At 65.8% G+C, this 13996-nt stretch carries 11 protein-coding genes; 7 read left to right on the forward strand and 4 right to left on the reverse strand.

Translation table 11 applies throughout. The features are described 5' to 3' along the window. The first annotated feature begins 443 nt into the window (after positions 1–443). The gene (locus NLR35_RS23930) at positions 444–1874 is read left to right on the forward strand and encodes an aldehyde dehydrogenase family protein (RefSeq protein WP_257168979.1); all 1431 of its coding nucleotides are present in this window, start codon (positions 444–446) and stop codon (positions 1872–1874) included. A gap of 111 nt (positions 1875–1985) precedes the next feature. On the opposite strand, the gene NLR35_RS23935 is transcribed toward NLR35_RS23930, so the two are convergent. Continuing rightward, positions 1986–2954 carry an SMP-30/gluconolactonase/LRE family protein gene (locus NLR35_RS23935; RefSeq protein WP_257168980.1) on the reverse strand — a complete coding sequence of 323 codons (969 nt, stop codon included), beginning with the start codon at positions 2952–2954 and terminating at the stop codon, positions 1986–1988. Positions 2955–3043: 89 nt separating this feature from the next. On the opposite strand from NLR35_RS23935, the gene NLR35_RS23940 reads away from it, so the two are divergent. Then, entirely contained in the window at positions 3044–3862 is an 819-nt protein-coding gene (locus NLR35_RS23940) for an NAD(P)-dependent oxidoreductase (RefSeq protein WP_257168981.1), read from the forward strand. Between the two features lie 135 nt (positions 3863–3997). After that, positions 3998–5704, forward strand: a complete 1707-nt coding sequence (locus NLR35_RS23945; RefSeq protein ID WP_257168982.1) for an IlvD/Edd family dehydratase — start codon at positions 3998–4000, stop codon at positions 5702–5704. 8 nt (positions 5705–5712) lie between these two features. Here the strand turns inward: NLR35_RS23945 and NLR35_RS23950 are convergent, their stop codons facing one another. After that, positions 5713–6498 (reverse strand): enoyl-CoA hydratase/isomerase family protein, encoded by a 786-nt coding sequence (locus NLR35_RS23950; RefSeq protein ID WP_257168983.1) that lies wholly within the window; start codon positions 6496–6498, stop codon positions 5713–5715. 150 nt (positions 6499–6648) lie between these two features. Here NLR35_RS23950 and NLR35_RS23955 point away from each other — a divergent pair, with 150 nt between their 5' ends. After that, positions 6649–7884, forward strand: coding sequence for an NAD(P)/FAD-dependent oxidoreductase (locus NLR35_RS23955; protein WP_257168984.1), 1236 nt, complete (start codon positions 6649–6651; stop codon positions 7882–7884). Here NLR35_RS23955 and NLR35_RS23960 read toward each other — a convergent pair. Together NLR35_RS23960 and NLR35_RS23965 are read right to left on the reverse strand one after the other, a co-directional pair. Continuing rightward, positions 7881–8789 (reverse strand): ribokinase, encoded by a 909-nt coding sequence (locus NLR35_RS23960; protein ID WP_257168985.1) that lies wholly within the window; start codon positions 8787–8789, stop codon positions 7881–7883. The two genes, NLR35_RS23955 and NLR35_RS23960, sit on opposite strands and share 4 nt — an antisense overlap. 21 nt (positions 8790–8810) lie before the next feature. After that, a complete protein-coding gene (locus NLR35_RS23965) occupies positions 8811–9704 on the reverse strand; it encodes a sugar kinase (protein WP_257168986.1) in 894 nt (297 codons plus the stop codon). Positions 9705–9906: 202 nt separating this feature from the next. Here NLR35_RS23965 and NLR35_RS23970 point away from each other — a divergent pair, with 202 nt between their 5' ends. From NLR35_RS23970 to NLR35_RS23980, 3 genes are all read left to right on the forward strand, one after another. After that, the gene (locus NLR35_RS23970; RefSeq protein WP_257168987.1) at positions 9907–11166 is read left to right on the forward strand and encodes a Glu/Leu/Phe/Val dehydrogenase; all 1260 of its coding nucleotides are present in this window, start codon (positions 9907–9909) and stop codon (positions 11164–11166) included. Beyond that, a complete protein-coding gene (locus NLR35_RS23975) occupies positions 11163–12011 on the forward strand; it encodes a VOC family protein (RefSeq protein ID WP_257168988.1) in 849 nt (282 codons plus the stop codon). Before NLR35_RS23970 ends, NLR35_RS23975 begins: the two co-directional genes overlap by 4 nt. A 616-nt stretch (positions 12012–12627) precedes the next feature. Next, entirely contained in the window at positions 12628–13569 is a 942-nt protein-coding gene (locus NLR35_RS23980; RefSeq protein ID WP_257169004.1) for an NAD(P)H-binding protein, read from the forward strand. The last annotated feature ends 427 nt before the right edge of the window (positions 13570–13996 follow it).

Raw genomic sequence — 13996 nt, forward strand, 5'->3', positions numbered from 1 at the left:
GACGGCGTCGCAACTTGGATCAAATGTCTACGTGCTGAAAGGCCACGCAATAAGAACAGGCGAAAATATCGGTTCTGAAATCGTGTCCGGCGCCCTTTCGAGATGCCGGGATGTCTATGACGAGGAGATTAGCCACGGCGATCCAACGGCGATGTGAAGCAGTTCACATCTTGGAAATGAATCTTCGGCGACGGGAATTCTGCCCTCCGGAATGATGGCCGGTGAGCGGCGAAAGAGGGGAGCCGCGCTTGTTGCGACGCAAAATGGAGCGGCGACGAAACGCAGGTCCGTCGGCTTGCGCCGGTCGCGGCCTTGCTCCTATATCCGCGGGACGCAACCCCGGTCCCCGCATGTGGCGGGTTCATCCCGCGGATCGCGCGTGCCAGGATGCCGGTCCGCGCGCAGCCGCTCCCCCATATGCTTCCACGTGAAGAGGTTTTCCGATGGTCAATCGCCTGCAATTCTACATCGACGGCGCCTGGGTCGATCCGGTCGTCAAGAAGTCCACCCCGGTCGTCAATCCCGCGACCGAAGAGGCGATGTACGAGGTTGCGCTGGGCTCCAAGGCCGATGTCGACAAGGCCGTCGCCGCCGCCAAGCGCGCCTTCGAGACCTTTTCGCAGACCTCGCGCGAGGAGCGCGTCGCGCTGCTCGAGAAGATCATCGCGATCTACAAGGGCCGCATGAAGGAGATCGGTGCCGCCGTTTCCGACGAGATGGGCGCGCCGCTGCCGATGGCGGAGAAGCTGCAGGCCGGTGCCGGCCTCGGCCATCTGATGTCGACGCTCGACGTCCTGAAGAAGTACGAGTTCGAGGAGACGCTGCCGTCGTCCGTGGTGGTGCGCGAGCCGGTCGGCGTGGTCGGCATGATCACGCCCTGGAATTGGCCGCTCAACCAGATCGCCTGCAAGGTCGCGCCGGCGCTGGCCGCCGGCTGCACCATGATCCTGAAGCCGTCCGAGTTCACCCCGACCTCGGCGCTGATCTTCGCCGAGATCCTGCATGAGGCCGGCGTGCCGAAGGGGGTGTTCAACCTGATCAACGGCCTCGGGCCGGAGGTCGGCGCCGCCATGAGCGAGCATCCGGACATCGACATGATCTCGTTCACCGGCTCGACCCGCGCCGGCATCGACGTCGCCAAGCGCGCCGCGCCGACCGTGAAGCGCGTCAGCCAGGAGCTCGGCGGCAAGTCGCCGAACGTGATCCTGGAGGGCTCCGACCTCACCAAGGCGGTGACCGGCGGTGTCATGCACATGTTCAACAATTCCGGCCAGTCCTGCAACGCGCCGTCGCGCATGATCGTGCCGGCCGCGCGGATGAAGGAAGTGGCTGCGATCGCCAAGGGCGTCGCCGACAAGACCAAGGCCGGCGATCCGCGCGGCGAGGGCACCACGATCGGCCCGGTCGTCAATCGCGGCCAGTGGGACAAGATCCAGGCGCTGATCAACAAGGGCATCGAGGAGGGCGCGACCCTCGTCGCCGGCGGTCCGGGCCTGCCCGAGGGCGTCAACAAGGGCTTCTACGTCCGTCCGACCATCTTCGCCGACGTCAAGCCCGAGATGACCATTTCGCGCGAGGAGATCTTCGGACCGGTGCTGGTGATCATCGGCGCGCAGGACGAGTCCGAGGCGGTGAAGATCGCCAACGACACGCCCTATGGTCTCGCCGGCTACGTCACCGCGCCGACGATCGAGAAGGCCCGCGAGGTCGGCCGCAAAATCCGCGCCGGCAACGTCAACCTGCAGGGCGTCCCGAACGACCGCACCGCGCCGTTCGGCGGCTACAAGCAGTCCGGCAACGGCCGCGAATGGGGCCGCTTCGGTCTCGAAGAGTATCTCGAGGTCAAGGCCGTCGCGGGCTACAACGCGGCCTGATCGGTGAGAGTGCGTAGGGTGGGCAAAGCGCAGCGTGCCCACCCTCTACGCCATGAACAAGAACGGTAGGCACGGCGCTCCGCGCCTTTGCCCACCCTACGACGTGGAATGTCAACCGCCGAGCGCGCCCTGCGTGTTCACGTAGAGCGCGTAGATCGACTGGCTGGCGGCCATGAACAGGCGGTTGCGCTTGAGGCCGCCGAAGCAGACATTGGCGCAGCGCTCGGGCAGGGCGATGCGCCCGATCGGCGCGCCATCCGGCGCGAACACCATGACGCCGTCGAGCTCGGGCGAGCCCATGCCCCAGCCGCACCAGAGATTGCCGTCGACGTCGCAGCGCATCCCGTCCGGCGTGCCCGGCCCGGCGTCGATATGGACGCGCTTGTTGGACAGCGTCCTGCCGTCGGCCGAGACGTCATAAGCGAGGATCTTGCGCGTGGGCACGCCGCGGGATTCGACAACGTAGAGGATGGATTCATCCGGCGAGAAGCACAGCCCGTTCGGCCCCAGAACGCCCTCGGCGACGATGCTCGCCTGGCCGGTGGTACCGTCGATCCGGTACACGTGGGTGTCGATCTCCGGCTCGGCCTTGTAGCCCTCGTAATTGCCGAGCAGGCCGAAGGTCGGATCGGTGAACCAGATCGAGCCGTCGGATTTGACGACGACGTCGTTCGGCGCGTTCAATCGCTTGCCGTCGAAGGAGTCCATCAGCACCGTGATGGAGCCGTCATACTCGGTCCGCGTGACCCGGCGCCCGCCATGCTCGCAGGTGACGAGCCGTCCCTGGCGATCCCGGGTATTGCCGTTGGCGAAATTCGACGGCTTGCGGAAGATCGAGACCGCGCCGGTCTCCTCCTCCCATCTGAGGATGCGCTGGTTGGGAATGTCGCTGCACAGCAGATAGCGCCCGTCGCCGAACCACACCGGCCCCTCGGCCCAGCGCAGCCCCGTCGCGATCCGCTCGACGGCGGAAAGCTTGAGCCAATATTTCTCGAAGCGGGGATCCAGCGCCTGGATCGCCGGATCAGGATAGAAGGTGGCAGGGCGCCAGCCCTGCGTGTGAGCGTTTCCATCGGACATTTGGCTGGTCCCGTTATTGTGCCGTTGCGATCTCTGCTATCATCGGGCGGTAACGACCGCAAACCTGCGGACCCAACACGAGGGATGAAATGCCACGTATCTTGATGACCGGTGCGAGCGGTGGAATCGGCAGTTCCTTGCGGAAGCTGCTGCCGCCGATCTATCCGGACCTGCTGCTCAGCGACCTCAAACCGCCAGCCGATCTCTCCAGCCAGGAGACCTTCAAGGCGGCCGATCTTGCCGACCTCGCCCAGGTCGAGTCGCTGTGCGAAGGCGTCGACGGCATCATCCATTTTGGCGGCTATTCGGTCGAAGGCCCCTGGAACGACATCCTGCAGGCCAACATCATCGGCGGCTACAATTTGTTCGAGGCCGCGCGCCGCAAGGGTGTGAAGCGTGTGGTGTTCGCGTCGTCGAACCACGCTGTCGGTTTTTATCCGCGCCACCGCAAGATCGACAACGACGTGCAGCCGCGCCCCGATGGCCGCTACGGCGTCAGCAAGGTGTTCGGCGAGGCGCTCGGGTCGCTCTATGCCGACAAGCATGGGCTGCAGGTCACGTGTCTGCGCATCGGCAATTTCGGCGAGAAGCCGCTCGACAAGCGCCGGCTGTCGATCTGGCTGAAGCCGGAGGATCTCGTTCAGCTCTGCCGCATCGGCCTTGAGCATCCGGACATTCATTTCGAGGTGCTGTACGGCGCCTCTCTCAACGAACGCGCCTGGTGGGACAACCAGCGCGCCTACGATCTCGGCTATCGCCCGACGGGCCGCGCCGAGGATTTTCGCGAGCACGCGTTGGCCGAGCAGGCCAAGCTGCCCGCCGATCCGATCGGGGACTATTTCCAGGGCGGCGCGTTCTGCACCACGGAGTTCGACGGTGACACCAGCCGGATCATCGACTGGGGTTGACCCGAGCTCGTCATTCCGGGGCGCGTCCGCAGGACGCGAACCCGGAATCTCGATATGGGAGTTTGAATCAATTCTGGATTCCGGGTTCGCGCGTTGCGCGCCCCGGAATGACGGTAAATGAAAGAAAAGAAGACAATGACTGACGGACTGCGCAAGGGACTGACTGCCTACGGCGATGCCGGCTTCTCGCTGTTCCTGCGCAAGGCCTTCATCAAGGCCGCCGGCTATTCCGACGACGCGCTCGATCGCCCGATCGTCGGCATCACCAACACCTACAGTGACTACAATCCCTGCCACGGCAACGTGCCGCAGATCCTGGAGGCGGTGAAGCGCGGCGTCATGCTGTCGGGCGCGATGCCGTTCGTATTTCCGACCATCTCGATCGCCGAGAGCTTCGCGCATCCGACCTCGATGTATCTGCGCAATCTGATGGCGATGGAAACCGAGGAGATGATCCGCGCCCAGCCGATGGATGCTGTGGTCGTCATCGGCGGCTGCGACAAGACCTTGCCGGCGCAGATCATGGCTGCGGTCTCGGCCGATCTGCCGACGGTTGTCATTCCTGTCGGGCCGATGGTGGTCGGGCATCACAAGGGCGAGGTGCTCGGCGCCTGCACCGACTGCCGCCGTCTCTGGGCCAAGTATCGCGCCGGCGAGATGGACGACAGCGAGATCGAGGCTGTGAATGGTCGACTCGCGCCGTCGGTCGGCACCTGCATGGTGATGGGCACGGCCTCGACCATGGCCTGCATCACCGAGGCGCTCGGCCTGTCCCTGCCGATGAGCGCGACCATTCCCGCGCCGCATGCCGAGCGCTTCCGTTCGGCCGAAGCCAGCGGCCGGGTCGCGGCCGAGATGGCCAAGGCGAAGGGACCGAAGCCGAGCGAGTTGCTGACGTCGTCCGCCTTCAAGAACGCGCAGGTGGTGCTGCAGGCGATCGGCGGCTCGACCAACGGCCTCGTGCACCTCACCGCGATTGCCGGCCGTACGCCGCACAAGATCGATCTCGACGCCTTCGACCATATCGGCCGTGAGGTGCCGGTGCTGGTCGATCTCAAGCCGTCTGGCGATCACTATATGGAGCACTTCCACCACGCCGGCGGCGTGCCGAAGCTGATGAAGCAGCTCGGCGATCTCATCGATCTCGATTGCAACTCGATCACCGGCCAGTCCCTGCGTGACATCGTCGCCGCGGCGGAGGATGTTCCCGGGCAGGACGTGATCCGCTCGCGCGCCGACGCGATCAAGCCGGAAGGTGGCCTTGCAGTGCTGCGCGGCAATCTTGCTCCTCGCGGCGCCGTCATCAAGCACTCGGCGGCCAGCCCCAAGCTGCTGCAGCACACTGGCCGCGCCGTCGTGTTCGAGTCGGTCGAGGACATGACCCTTCGGGTCGATGATCCCGATCTCGATGTCTCCGCTGACGACGTCCTGGTGCTGCGCAACGCAGGACCCAAAGGGGCGCCGGGCATGCCGGAAGCAGGCTATCTGCCGATCCCGAAGAAGCTCGCGCGCGGCGGTACCAAGGACATGGTGCGCATTTCCGATGCGCGGATGAGCGGCACGGCGTTCGGCACCATCGTGCTGCACATCACGCCTGAGTCCGCCGTCGGCGGGCCGTTGGCGCTGGTGCGAACCGGCGACATGATCCGGCTCGACGTCCCCAAGCGCAGCATCGACCTGCTGGTCGACGACGCCGAGCTCGACCAGCGACGCGCATCGCTCCAGCAAGCCGGCGCGCCGGAATGGGCCGAGCGCGGCTACGCGCATCTGTTTCATGAAACGATCCTGCAGGCTGATGACGGCTGCGATTTCGACTTCATGCGCCGGAAAGGGAAGGGGTGAGCGCAGTCCTACTTTCCCTTGCTGGTGAACCGCTTCACGGCGGCGCGGAATTCGTCGGTGTGCATGCAATTGATGATCGCATCGCGCTCGGCGGCCAGCTGGTCCTCGACCGAGCTGGTCGGCGAGCGATGGATCAGCGCCTTGGTCGCGGCGATGCCCGCCGGCATGTTCTGCGCCAGCCGCTGTGCCAGCGCATCGGTGGTGGCAGCAAGTTCAGAGGCGGGGACGACTTTCGCAACCAAGCCCCACTCATGGGCTTGTGCGGCCGTAAAGCTGTCCTCGGCCAGGAAGATCTGCAGCGCGCGCCGGACGCCTGCGGTGGCGACGACGCCGACCGTGCCGCCGCCATCGGGCGAGACGCCGAGCTTCGCATAGGCCGGGGTGAAGCGCGCTTCCTCCGCGGCGATGCAGAGATCGGCTGCGAAGGCCAGCGACATGCCTGCACCTGCTGCCGAGCCGTGCACGCTGGCCAGCACGATCTTCGGCATGCGCCGCAGGCTCGCGATGAAGGCGTGGTAGTGATGCAGCAGCTCGCTCACGACCGGCGTGATGGTGTCGGCGTCAGCCGCGGCTCCGATGGTCTGCAGGTCGCCGCCGGCGCAGAAGGCGCGGCCTTCGCCCTTCAGGACCAAAACACGGACACTGGCATCGGCCTCGACCTGCGCCGCGAGTTGCTCCAGGCGTTGCGCGATGGCGAGGTTGATGGCGTTGAATGCCGTCGGGCGATCGAGCGTGATGGTCGCGATCGGACCGGCGATGCTCAGGCGAGCGGGTTCCGCGGCTGCGTCCGACATTCATTCCTCCCTGGTATGGTTGTTGCCGCATTTTGAGCGCACAGCCGCCCGGTGACAATGCCGGGGAAGTCTGCGACAACGCGGTTCCGCTGGAACGACGGGAGGTAAACCCGGAGCAGACAAGGCGCGCAAACACGGGAAGTGGACAGAATGGGGCAGGGTGCTGTGACCAAGGGACCGGTGGTGATCGTAGGCGCGGGGCATGCGGGCTTTCAGCTTGCGACCTCGCTGCGGCAGGCAGGCTTTGCCGATCCGATCCACCTGATCAACGACGAGCCGCATCTGCCGTATCAGCGCCCGCCGCTGTCGAAGGCGTATCTCAAGGGCACCGGGGGTCCTGAGACGCTGATGTTCCGGCCGCAGAAGTTCTACGCCGACCAGACCATCGATCTCGTCTATGACCGCGCCGTCGCCGTTCAGCGCGAGCAGCGCAAGCTGCTGCTCGCCTCCGGCAAGGCGCTCGACTACGGCCACCTCGTGTTTGCGACCGGTGCGCGCAACCGGCTGCTCGACCTCCCCAATGCCAATCTTCCGGCGGTGCGCTACTTGCGGATCCTGGATGACAGCGAAGCGCTCAGGGCCTTGCTCGGTGATGCCAAGCGCGTCGTCGTGATCGGCGCCGGCTTCATCGGACTCGAATTCGCGGCGACCGCGCGCATCAAGGGCCTCGAGGTCGACGTGCTCGAGCTCGGGGCGCGGGTGATGGCGCGGGCGGTGACGGCGGAAATCTCCGACTACTTCCAGAAGCAGCATGCCGACGCCGGCGTGCGCATTCATCTGGGTGTGCAGTCCACCAGCATCGAGGCCGACGGCAACAAGGTCACCGGCGTCAGCCTGAGCGATGGCCGGCACATTCCCGCCGATCTCGTCGTGGTCGGCGTCGGCGTGCTGCCGAATGTCGAGCTCGCGGCGGAAGCGGGACTGCAGGTCGCCTCGGGCATCGTGGTCGACGAATATCTGCTCACCAGCGATCCGCACATTTCGGCAATCGGCGATTGTGCGCTGTTCGCAAGCCAGCGTTTCGGCGGCACCCTGCGGCTGGAGTCGGTGCAGAACGCGACCGATCAGGCCCGCTGCGTCGCCGCGCGGCTGACCGGCGACGTCAAGCCGTATGACGGGCAGCCCTGGTTCTGGAGCGATCAGGCCAATGACAAGCTGCAGATCGCGGGGCTCACCACGGGCTATGACCAGGTCGTGCTGCGCGGGGATCCGGCGCAAAAGGCATTCTCCGCATTCTGCTACAAGGAGGGCCGGCTGGTTGGGATCGAATCCGTCAACAAGGCGGGTGACCACATGTTCGGTCGCAAGCTGCTCGCAGCGGGCGGCACGATCGATCCGAACAAGGCTGCCGACGTGGGCTTCGACCTAAAGAGCGCTCTCGCCTAGAGCAGCGCGCGCACCTCCTCTGCCGTCGGCATCGATGGGCCGGCGCCCATCCGCTGCACCGAGATCGAGGCGGCGATATTGGCATAGGCGATGCCGTCAGCAAGCGCCGCGCCCTGCGATAGCCGCGCCGCCAGCGCGCCGACGAAGCAATCGCCGGCGCCGGTGGTGTCGACCGCCTTGACCACGCGGCCTTCGACCAGCTTCGCGTCGCCGCCACGAACGGCGATCGCGCCGCGCGCGCCCAGGGTGACGCAGATGGTTTGGTCCGCACGCGGATTGAGCACCTGCACGGCGTCGACGACCTGCTGCGGCGTCGGCGCCTCGCTGAGTTCGACACCGGCCAGGAATCCGAGCTCGGTCTCGTTGAGCACGAGGACGTCGACCAGCGCGAACAGTCCCTCAGCGAAGACGCTGGCGGGAGCGGGGTTGAGCATCGTCGTGGCACCGGCGGCTTTCGCCCCCTTGAAGAAGGCCGCGATCGTGGCTTGTGGAATCTCGAATTGGCTCACCGCCACGTCGCCAGCTTTCAACGCGATCTGTGCCACATCCTCAGCGCCCACCTCGGCGTTGGCGCCGGGGATCACCACGATCGTGTTGTCGGCATTCGCCAGCGTGATGATCGCCGTCCCAGTCGCCGCGCTGGCGCTGTCCTTGACCGCCGCGAGATCGATGCCTTGATCGGCGAGGAACGTGCGCAACTGCTCGCCGAACCCATCGCGGCCGAGCCGGCCGATCAGCGAGGTCGGCGCGCCGAGTTTGGCGGATGACACCGCCTGGTTGGCGCCCTTGCCGCCAGGGAAATACATCACCGACTGGCCCGCGACGGTTTCGCCGATGCGGGGATGGCGCTCGGCCGTCGCCACCACATCCATGTTGATGCTGCCGGCGATGACGACGCGCCCCATCGGCTCTCTCCCCCAAAACCGCTAGACGCGGGCTTCGAATTCTTGTCTCACCAGCGCGATGTCTGCGAGCGTCGGCAGGCCGGCCTCGTTGCCGAGCTTCTGGATCTTGAATGTCGAGGCCGCGCGGGCGAACTCGAAATGCTCCTTCCAGCTCTTCGCCGGATTGGCGAGATAGGAGTACATATAGGCGCCGTGGAATACGTCGCCGGCGCCGTTGGTATCGATGACGCGCTCGCGCGGGATCGGATAGGCGGGCAAAGTATGCACCGCGCCGACCTCGTCGTACCACAACAGGCCCTTCTCGCCCTGGGTCACGCCGCCGATGCGGCAGCCGCGGCTCTTGAGATAGTCGAGCATCTTCTCCGGCGTGAGGTCCATCTGCTCGCAGAGCCGCTCGGCGACGATGGCGACGTCGATGTATTCCAGCAGCTCATGGGTGTTGGTGCGCAGGCCGCCGCCGTCGAGCGAGGTCAAAATGCCGGCCTCACGGCACAGCTTGGCATAATGCAGCGCCGCATCCGGCTGGTGGCCGTCAACATGCAGTGCCCGGCAATTGCCGAGATTGAGCAGCGGAAACGGATGGATGTGGGCGTCATCGCGGCAGCGGACGATGGCGCGCTTGCCGTCCTTCGGCATGATGAAGGACAGCGAGGAGGCGTTCACCTTCCGTGGATGTACGGAGATGCCGTATTTCGCGGTCATGTCCTGGAACATCCGTCCGAGCCAGTCATTCGCAATCGTTGCGATCAGGTCCGGCACGATGCCCAGCTTGGCGCAGCAAAATGCCGCAGTGACCGCATTGCCGCCGAACGACACCGCATAGTCGGAGGCGACGTGCTTCTCGTCCCCGGTCGGCATGTGGTCGGTGATGAACGTCACGTCGATGTAGGTCTGTCCGATAAAGAGGGCCTGCATTGCCATTTCTGTCTCACTATGGGGTGATCGCGGCCCCGGCGCCGCAGATTAGCAAGCGGTTAAAGCGGATCAACGCTGAAATTCTTCGTCAAATCGTCACCATGGTGGTTGAGATCGGCCTTTGCAACCGGAGGCCCCCTGCCGCCGGTGCACGGGTCGCGCTATGGTTGCCGGCCTGCAGGAGCAGATTCGGGAGTGGAAGATGACTGTCTATGCGGGTCCGGTCTTTGAGATGGCGACCAATCAGTTCAACGTGATTGCCGACCATCTTGGCATCCCAGGCGACGAGCGCGACCGGTTGCTGCTGCCCAAGCGGGCGATCACCGTGTCGTGTCCGATCCACAAGGACGACGGCACCATTGCCGTCTACGAGGGATACCGTGTCCAGCATCTCCTGACCATGGGGCCGACCAAGGGCGGCACCCGCTTTGCGCCGACCGTCGATATCGGCGAGGTCGCCGCGCTCGCGATCTGGATGAGCTGGAAATGCGCCCTGGTCGGGCTGCCCTATGGCGGCGCCAAGGGCGGCATCAATGTCGATCTTTCCAAGCTGTCGAAGCGGGAGCTCGAATCGCTGTCGCGCCGCTACATGCAGGAGATGATCCCCTTCGTCGGCCCGCACACCGACGTGATGGCGCCGGACATGGGCACCAATGAGCAGGTGATGGCGTGGTTCATGGACACGTACTCCATGTATCAGGGCCAGACCGTAACCGAGATCGTCACCGGCAAGCCGGTGTTCTCCGGCGGCACGCTCGGGCGCCGCGAAGCGACGGGACGGGGTGTCGCCCATACGTCGCGCCGGGTCATGGACCTCTTGGGGATCGATCCCGCCAAGTCCACTGCCGTCGTGCAGGGCTTCGGCAATGTCGGCTCCTATGCCGCGCTCGGCTTCCACCAGATGGGCCTGAAGGTGATTGCGGTGAGCGATCATACCGGCGCGCTCCACGACCCGCGCGGCCTCGACATCCCCAAGCTGATGGAGTACGCGAGCGCGCGCGGCAGCATCGCGGGCTTCTCCTCCGAGCTCGCTTTCGATCCGAACGAAATCCTTACGCTCGCCTGCGACATCCTGGTGCCGGCCGCGGTCGAGCGCGTCATCGACGCCAAGGTGGCGGCCAAGCTGAAATGCCGCGTCCTCGCGGAGGCCGCGAACGGTCCGACCACGCCGGACGCCGACCTGGTGCTCGACCAGCGGCGCGACGAGATCTTTCTCATTCCCGACATTCTCTGCAACTCCGGCGGCGTCATCGTCAGCTACTTCGAGTGGGTGCAGGATCTGCAACAGCTGTTCTGGGAGGAGGACGAGGTCATGCGGCGCGAGTACCAGATCCTCGACCGCGCCTTCGAGCGAATGGTCGCCCGCGCCAAGGCTGACGACATCTCCCATCGGACGGCGGCGATGGCGATCGGCGTCGAGAAGGTACGCAATGCCAAGAACACGCGAGGGCTGTTTCCGTGATCACCGGTCTCGACCACGTCGTCGTCCTGCTCGAGGACATCAAGGCCGGCAGCGCCGCATTCGAGACGCTGCTGGCGCGCAAGCCGTCCTGGCAGAACTCGGGCGAGGGCGCCGACCGCGTGCTGTTCACGCTCGACAACATGACCCTGGAATTGATGGCGCCGGCGGGCCAGAGCCCCGGTGCCGACCGCATCCGTAACGTCATCAAGATCTGGGGCGAGGGGCTCGCGAGCATCTGCTTCGCCACTGATGACATCGGCAAGATGCATCGAAGGCTGGAGCGCGTGGCGCTGAAGCCCGATCCGATCGCCGAGGTCGACAACACCGATCGAACATCCGGCCAGACGCTGCACTGGAAGCGCACCCGCGCCATGACCGACCTGACGCGCGGCGTGCGCATGTTCTTCCTCGAGCTCGGCCAGCCGCGGCCGGTGTCGGGGAAGACCGCCGACAGCGCAGTGCTCGGCCTCGATCATATCGTGGTCTCCACCGAAGATCCCGAGCGCGCGGCTGCGCTCTACGGCGCAAGGCTCGGCCTGGACATGGCGCTCGACCGCAGCCACCAGGAATGGGGCCAGCTGATGTTCTTCCGCTGCGGCGACCTGATCGTCGAGGTCGTGAAGCGCCCTGTCGCCGGCAACGACAAGGCCAACGACAAGCTCTGGGGCCTGAGCTGGCGCGTCGCCGACATCGAGGCCACCCGCGCCCGCCTGCTCGCCGCCGGCCTGCAGGTCTCCGAGCCCAGGGCAGGGCGCAAGCCCGGCACGCGGGTGATGAGCCTCTACAGCGGCACCTGCGGCATTCATACGCTGATCCTGGAGAAGGCGCCGCGGTCGGCGGAGTGAGGCGGTTGGCTCGGAAGTAACAGTTGGTGCGCCCCGCCCGCGTCGCGCTGGGCTGAGGCATGCTCTGGTCCTCGGATCGTACTCTTTGATCCTCACCCTGAGGGCCCGCCGAAGGCGGGCGTCTCGAAGGGCGAGGCCCGGATCGGGCCTCATGGTTCGAGACGCGCCTGCGGCGCTCCTCACCATGAGGGGGTGGCACCCAAGGGGGTCCTGCACACGGACCATGAACACGCCGAGGCGTGTTCATGGAGAGGATTGAGATCGCAGTGTGCCTTTCCAGCGCGTGCAGGGCTGTTGTTTCTGGCGATACGCAGCCGTCCGGGCGAACGATCCTGCTCATTTGTTACTCCGTCATGCCCGGGCTTGTCCCGGGCATCCACGTCGTTCTCAGCGTGCCGGACGACGTGGATGGCCGGGACAAGCCCCGCCATGACGGCGTGGAGGGAGACGAGCGCATAATGGCCTCTCCGCGCGCGTGATGAGGATGCCCATTGCGACGTCGGCCGAGCCCCAGGTCGACGTCACGTGATATAGATCGCCGCAGTTTTCGGAGCTGTTCCCGCCGATGATGTCGCTGTATGATTCCGCTGCCGCCGCGCGTCCTCGCCGCGTCTTCATGCTCGGCGCGACCGGGACGATCGGCCGTGCCACTGTGCGCGCGCTCGTCGCGCGCGGGCACGAGGTGGTCTGCTTCGTCCGTTCGCGCGGCGATGCCATGACGATCCCGGGCGCCGTCGTCAGAACCGGCGATGTCACCGATCCCGCCTCGCTCGTGCGCGACGGTTTTCGCGGCGAGCGCTTCGACGCCGTCGTCTCCTGCATGGCCTCGCGCACCGGCGTGCCCGGGGATGCCCAGGCCATCGACTATCAGGCGCATGTGAACGCGCTGGAGGCGGCGCGTCAGGCCGGCGTCACGCAGTTCGTGCTGCTGTCCGCCATCTGCGTGCAGAAGCCGCTGCTGGCGTTTCAGCAGGCCAAGCTCGCGTTCGAAGCCCGCCTGATGGCCGCGGGTCTCGCTTACTCCATCGTCCGTCCCACCGCGTTCTTCAAGTCGCTGTCGGGCCAGGTCGCGCGCGTGCAGCAGGGCCGGCCCTATCTCGTGTTCGGCGATGGCCGTCTCACCGCCTGCAAGCCGATCAGCGACGCCGATCTCGGCGACTATCTCGCCGGCTGTCTCGATGACGAAAGCCGCCGGAATCGCGTGCTGCCGATCGGCGGCCCCGGACCCGCCATCACGCCGATCGAGCAGGCCGAGCACCTGTTCGCGCTGCTCGGCCGCAAGCCGAACATCCGGCGCGTGCCGGTGGCGCTGCTGGACGTCATCATCGGCGGGCTCGACCTTGCCAAGCGCGTCATGCCGCCGCTTGCGGAGAAGGCGGAGCTCGCCCGCATCGGCCGCTACTACGCAACCGAGTCGATGCTGGTGCTCGACCCAGCCACCGGCCGCTACGACGCCGACGCCACGCCATCCACCGGCTCCGAGACGCTGTTCGACTACTACGCCAGGCTGATCCGCGGCGAGGCGATGGCCGAGCGCGGTGATCATGCAGTATTCTGAAGTCGTCGGCGCTGTGTTGAGCACGACCCTCTCCGTCGTCATGGCCGGGCTTGACCCGGCCATCCATCACTCTTCGCGAGAAGGATGGATGGCCGGGTCAAGCTCGGGCATGACGAGTAACGAGTAGGGCGGCATGGACGCCTCGTTAAAGGCGGCGTCATTGCGAGGAGCGAAGCGACGAAGCAATCCAGAGTCGCGTGCACGGCCCTGGATTGCTTCGCTTCGCTCGCAATGACGACGGTAAGAGTCTTGTCTGAGCGGTCAGACATGCATTCACCATCTCGCGGCGCGTTTCGCGTCCGAGCTTTTGCGCTTCGTCCTGCCCTCTTCGAAAAGAGGGCACGGGGAATGCCGGGCGCTGGCCGCACCCATGGCCCGCCTGCGGAAAAAATGCAGGCGGCAGGAACCACAGGTTCAGCCGAGAACA

This window comes from Bradyrhizobium sp. SRS-191 (assembly GCF_024586915.1).
Lineage (GTDB): Bacteria > Pseudomonadota > Alphaproteobacteria > Rhizobiales > Xanthobacteraceae > Bradyrhizobium.

What these genes read in the sequence shown, in the direction of transcription:
- NLR35_RS23930 (WP_257168979.1), top strand. Translation starts at nt 444, where the DNA reads ATGGTCAATCGCCTGCAATTCTACATCGACGGCGCCTGGGTCGATCCG.
- NLR35_RS23935 (WP_257168980.1), bottom strand. Translation starts at nt 2,954, where the DNA reads ATGTCCGATGGAAACGCTCACACGCAGGGCTGGCGCCCTGCCACCTTC.
- NLR35_RS23940 (WP_257168981.1), top strand. Translation starts at nt 3,044, where the DNA reads ATGCCACGTATCTTGATGACCGGTGCGAGCGGTGGAATCGGCAGTTCC.
- NLR35_RS23945 (WP_257168982.1), top strand. Translation starts at nt 3,998, where the DNA reads ATGACTGACGGACTGCGCAAGGGACTGACTGCCTACGGCGATGCCGGC.
- NLR35_RS23950 (WP_257168983.1), bottom strand. Translation starts at nt 6,498, where the DNA reads ATGTCGGACGCAGCCGCGGAACCCGCTCGCCTGAGCATCGCCGGTCCG.
- NLR35_RS23955 (WP_257168984.1), top strand. Translation starts at nt 6,649, where the DNA reads ATGGGGCAGGGTGCTGTGACCAAGGGACCGGTGGTGATCGTAGGCGCG.
- NLR35_RS23960 (WP_257168985.1), bottom strand. Translation starts at nt 8,789, where the DNA reads ATGGGGCGCGTCGTCATCGCCGGCAGCATCAACATGGATGTGGTGGCG.
- NLR35_RS23965 (WP_257168986.1), bottom strand. Translation starts at nt 9,704, where the DNA reads ATGCAGGCCCTCTTTATCGGACAGACCTACATCGACGTGACGTTCATC.
- NLR35_RS23970 (WP_257168987.1), top strand. Translation starts at nt 9,907, where the DNA reads ATGACTGTCTATGCGGGTCCGGTCTTTGAGATGGCGACCAATCAGTTC.
- NLR35_RS23980 (WP_257169004.1), top strand. Translation starts at nt 12,628, where the DNA reads ATGCTCGGCGCGACCGGGACGATCGGCCGTGCCACTGTGCGCGCGCTC.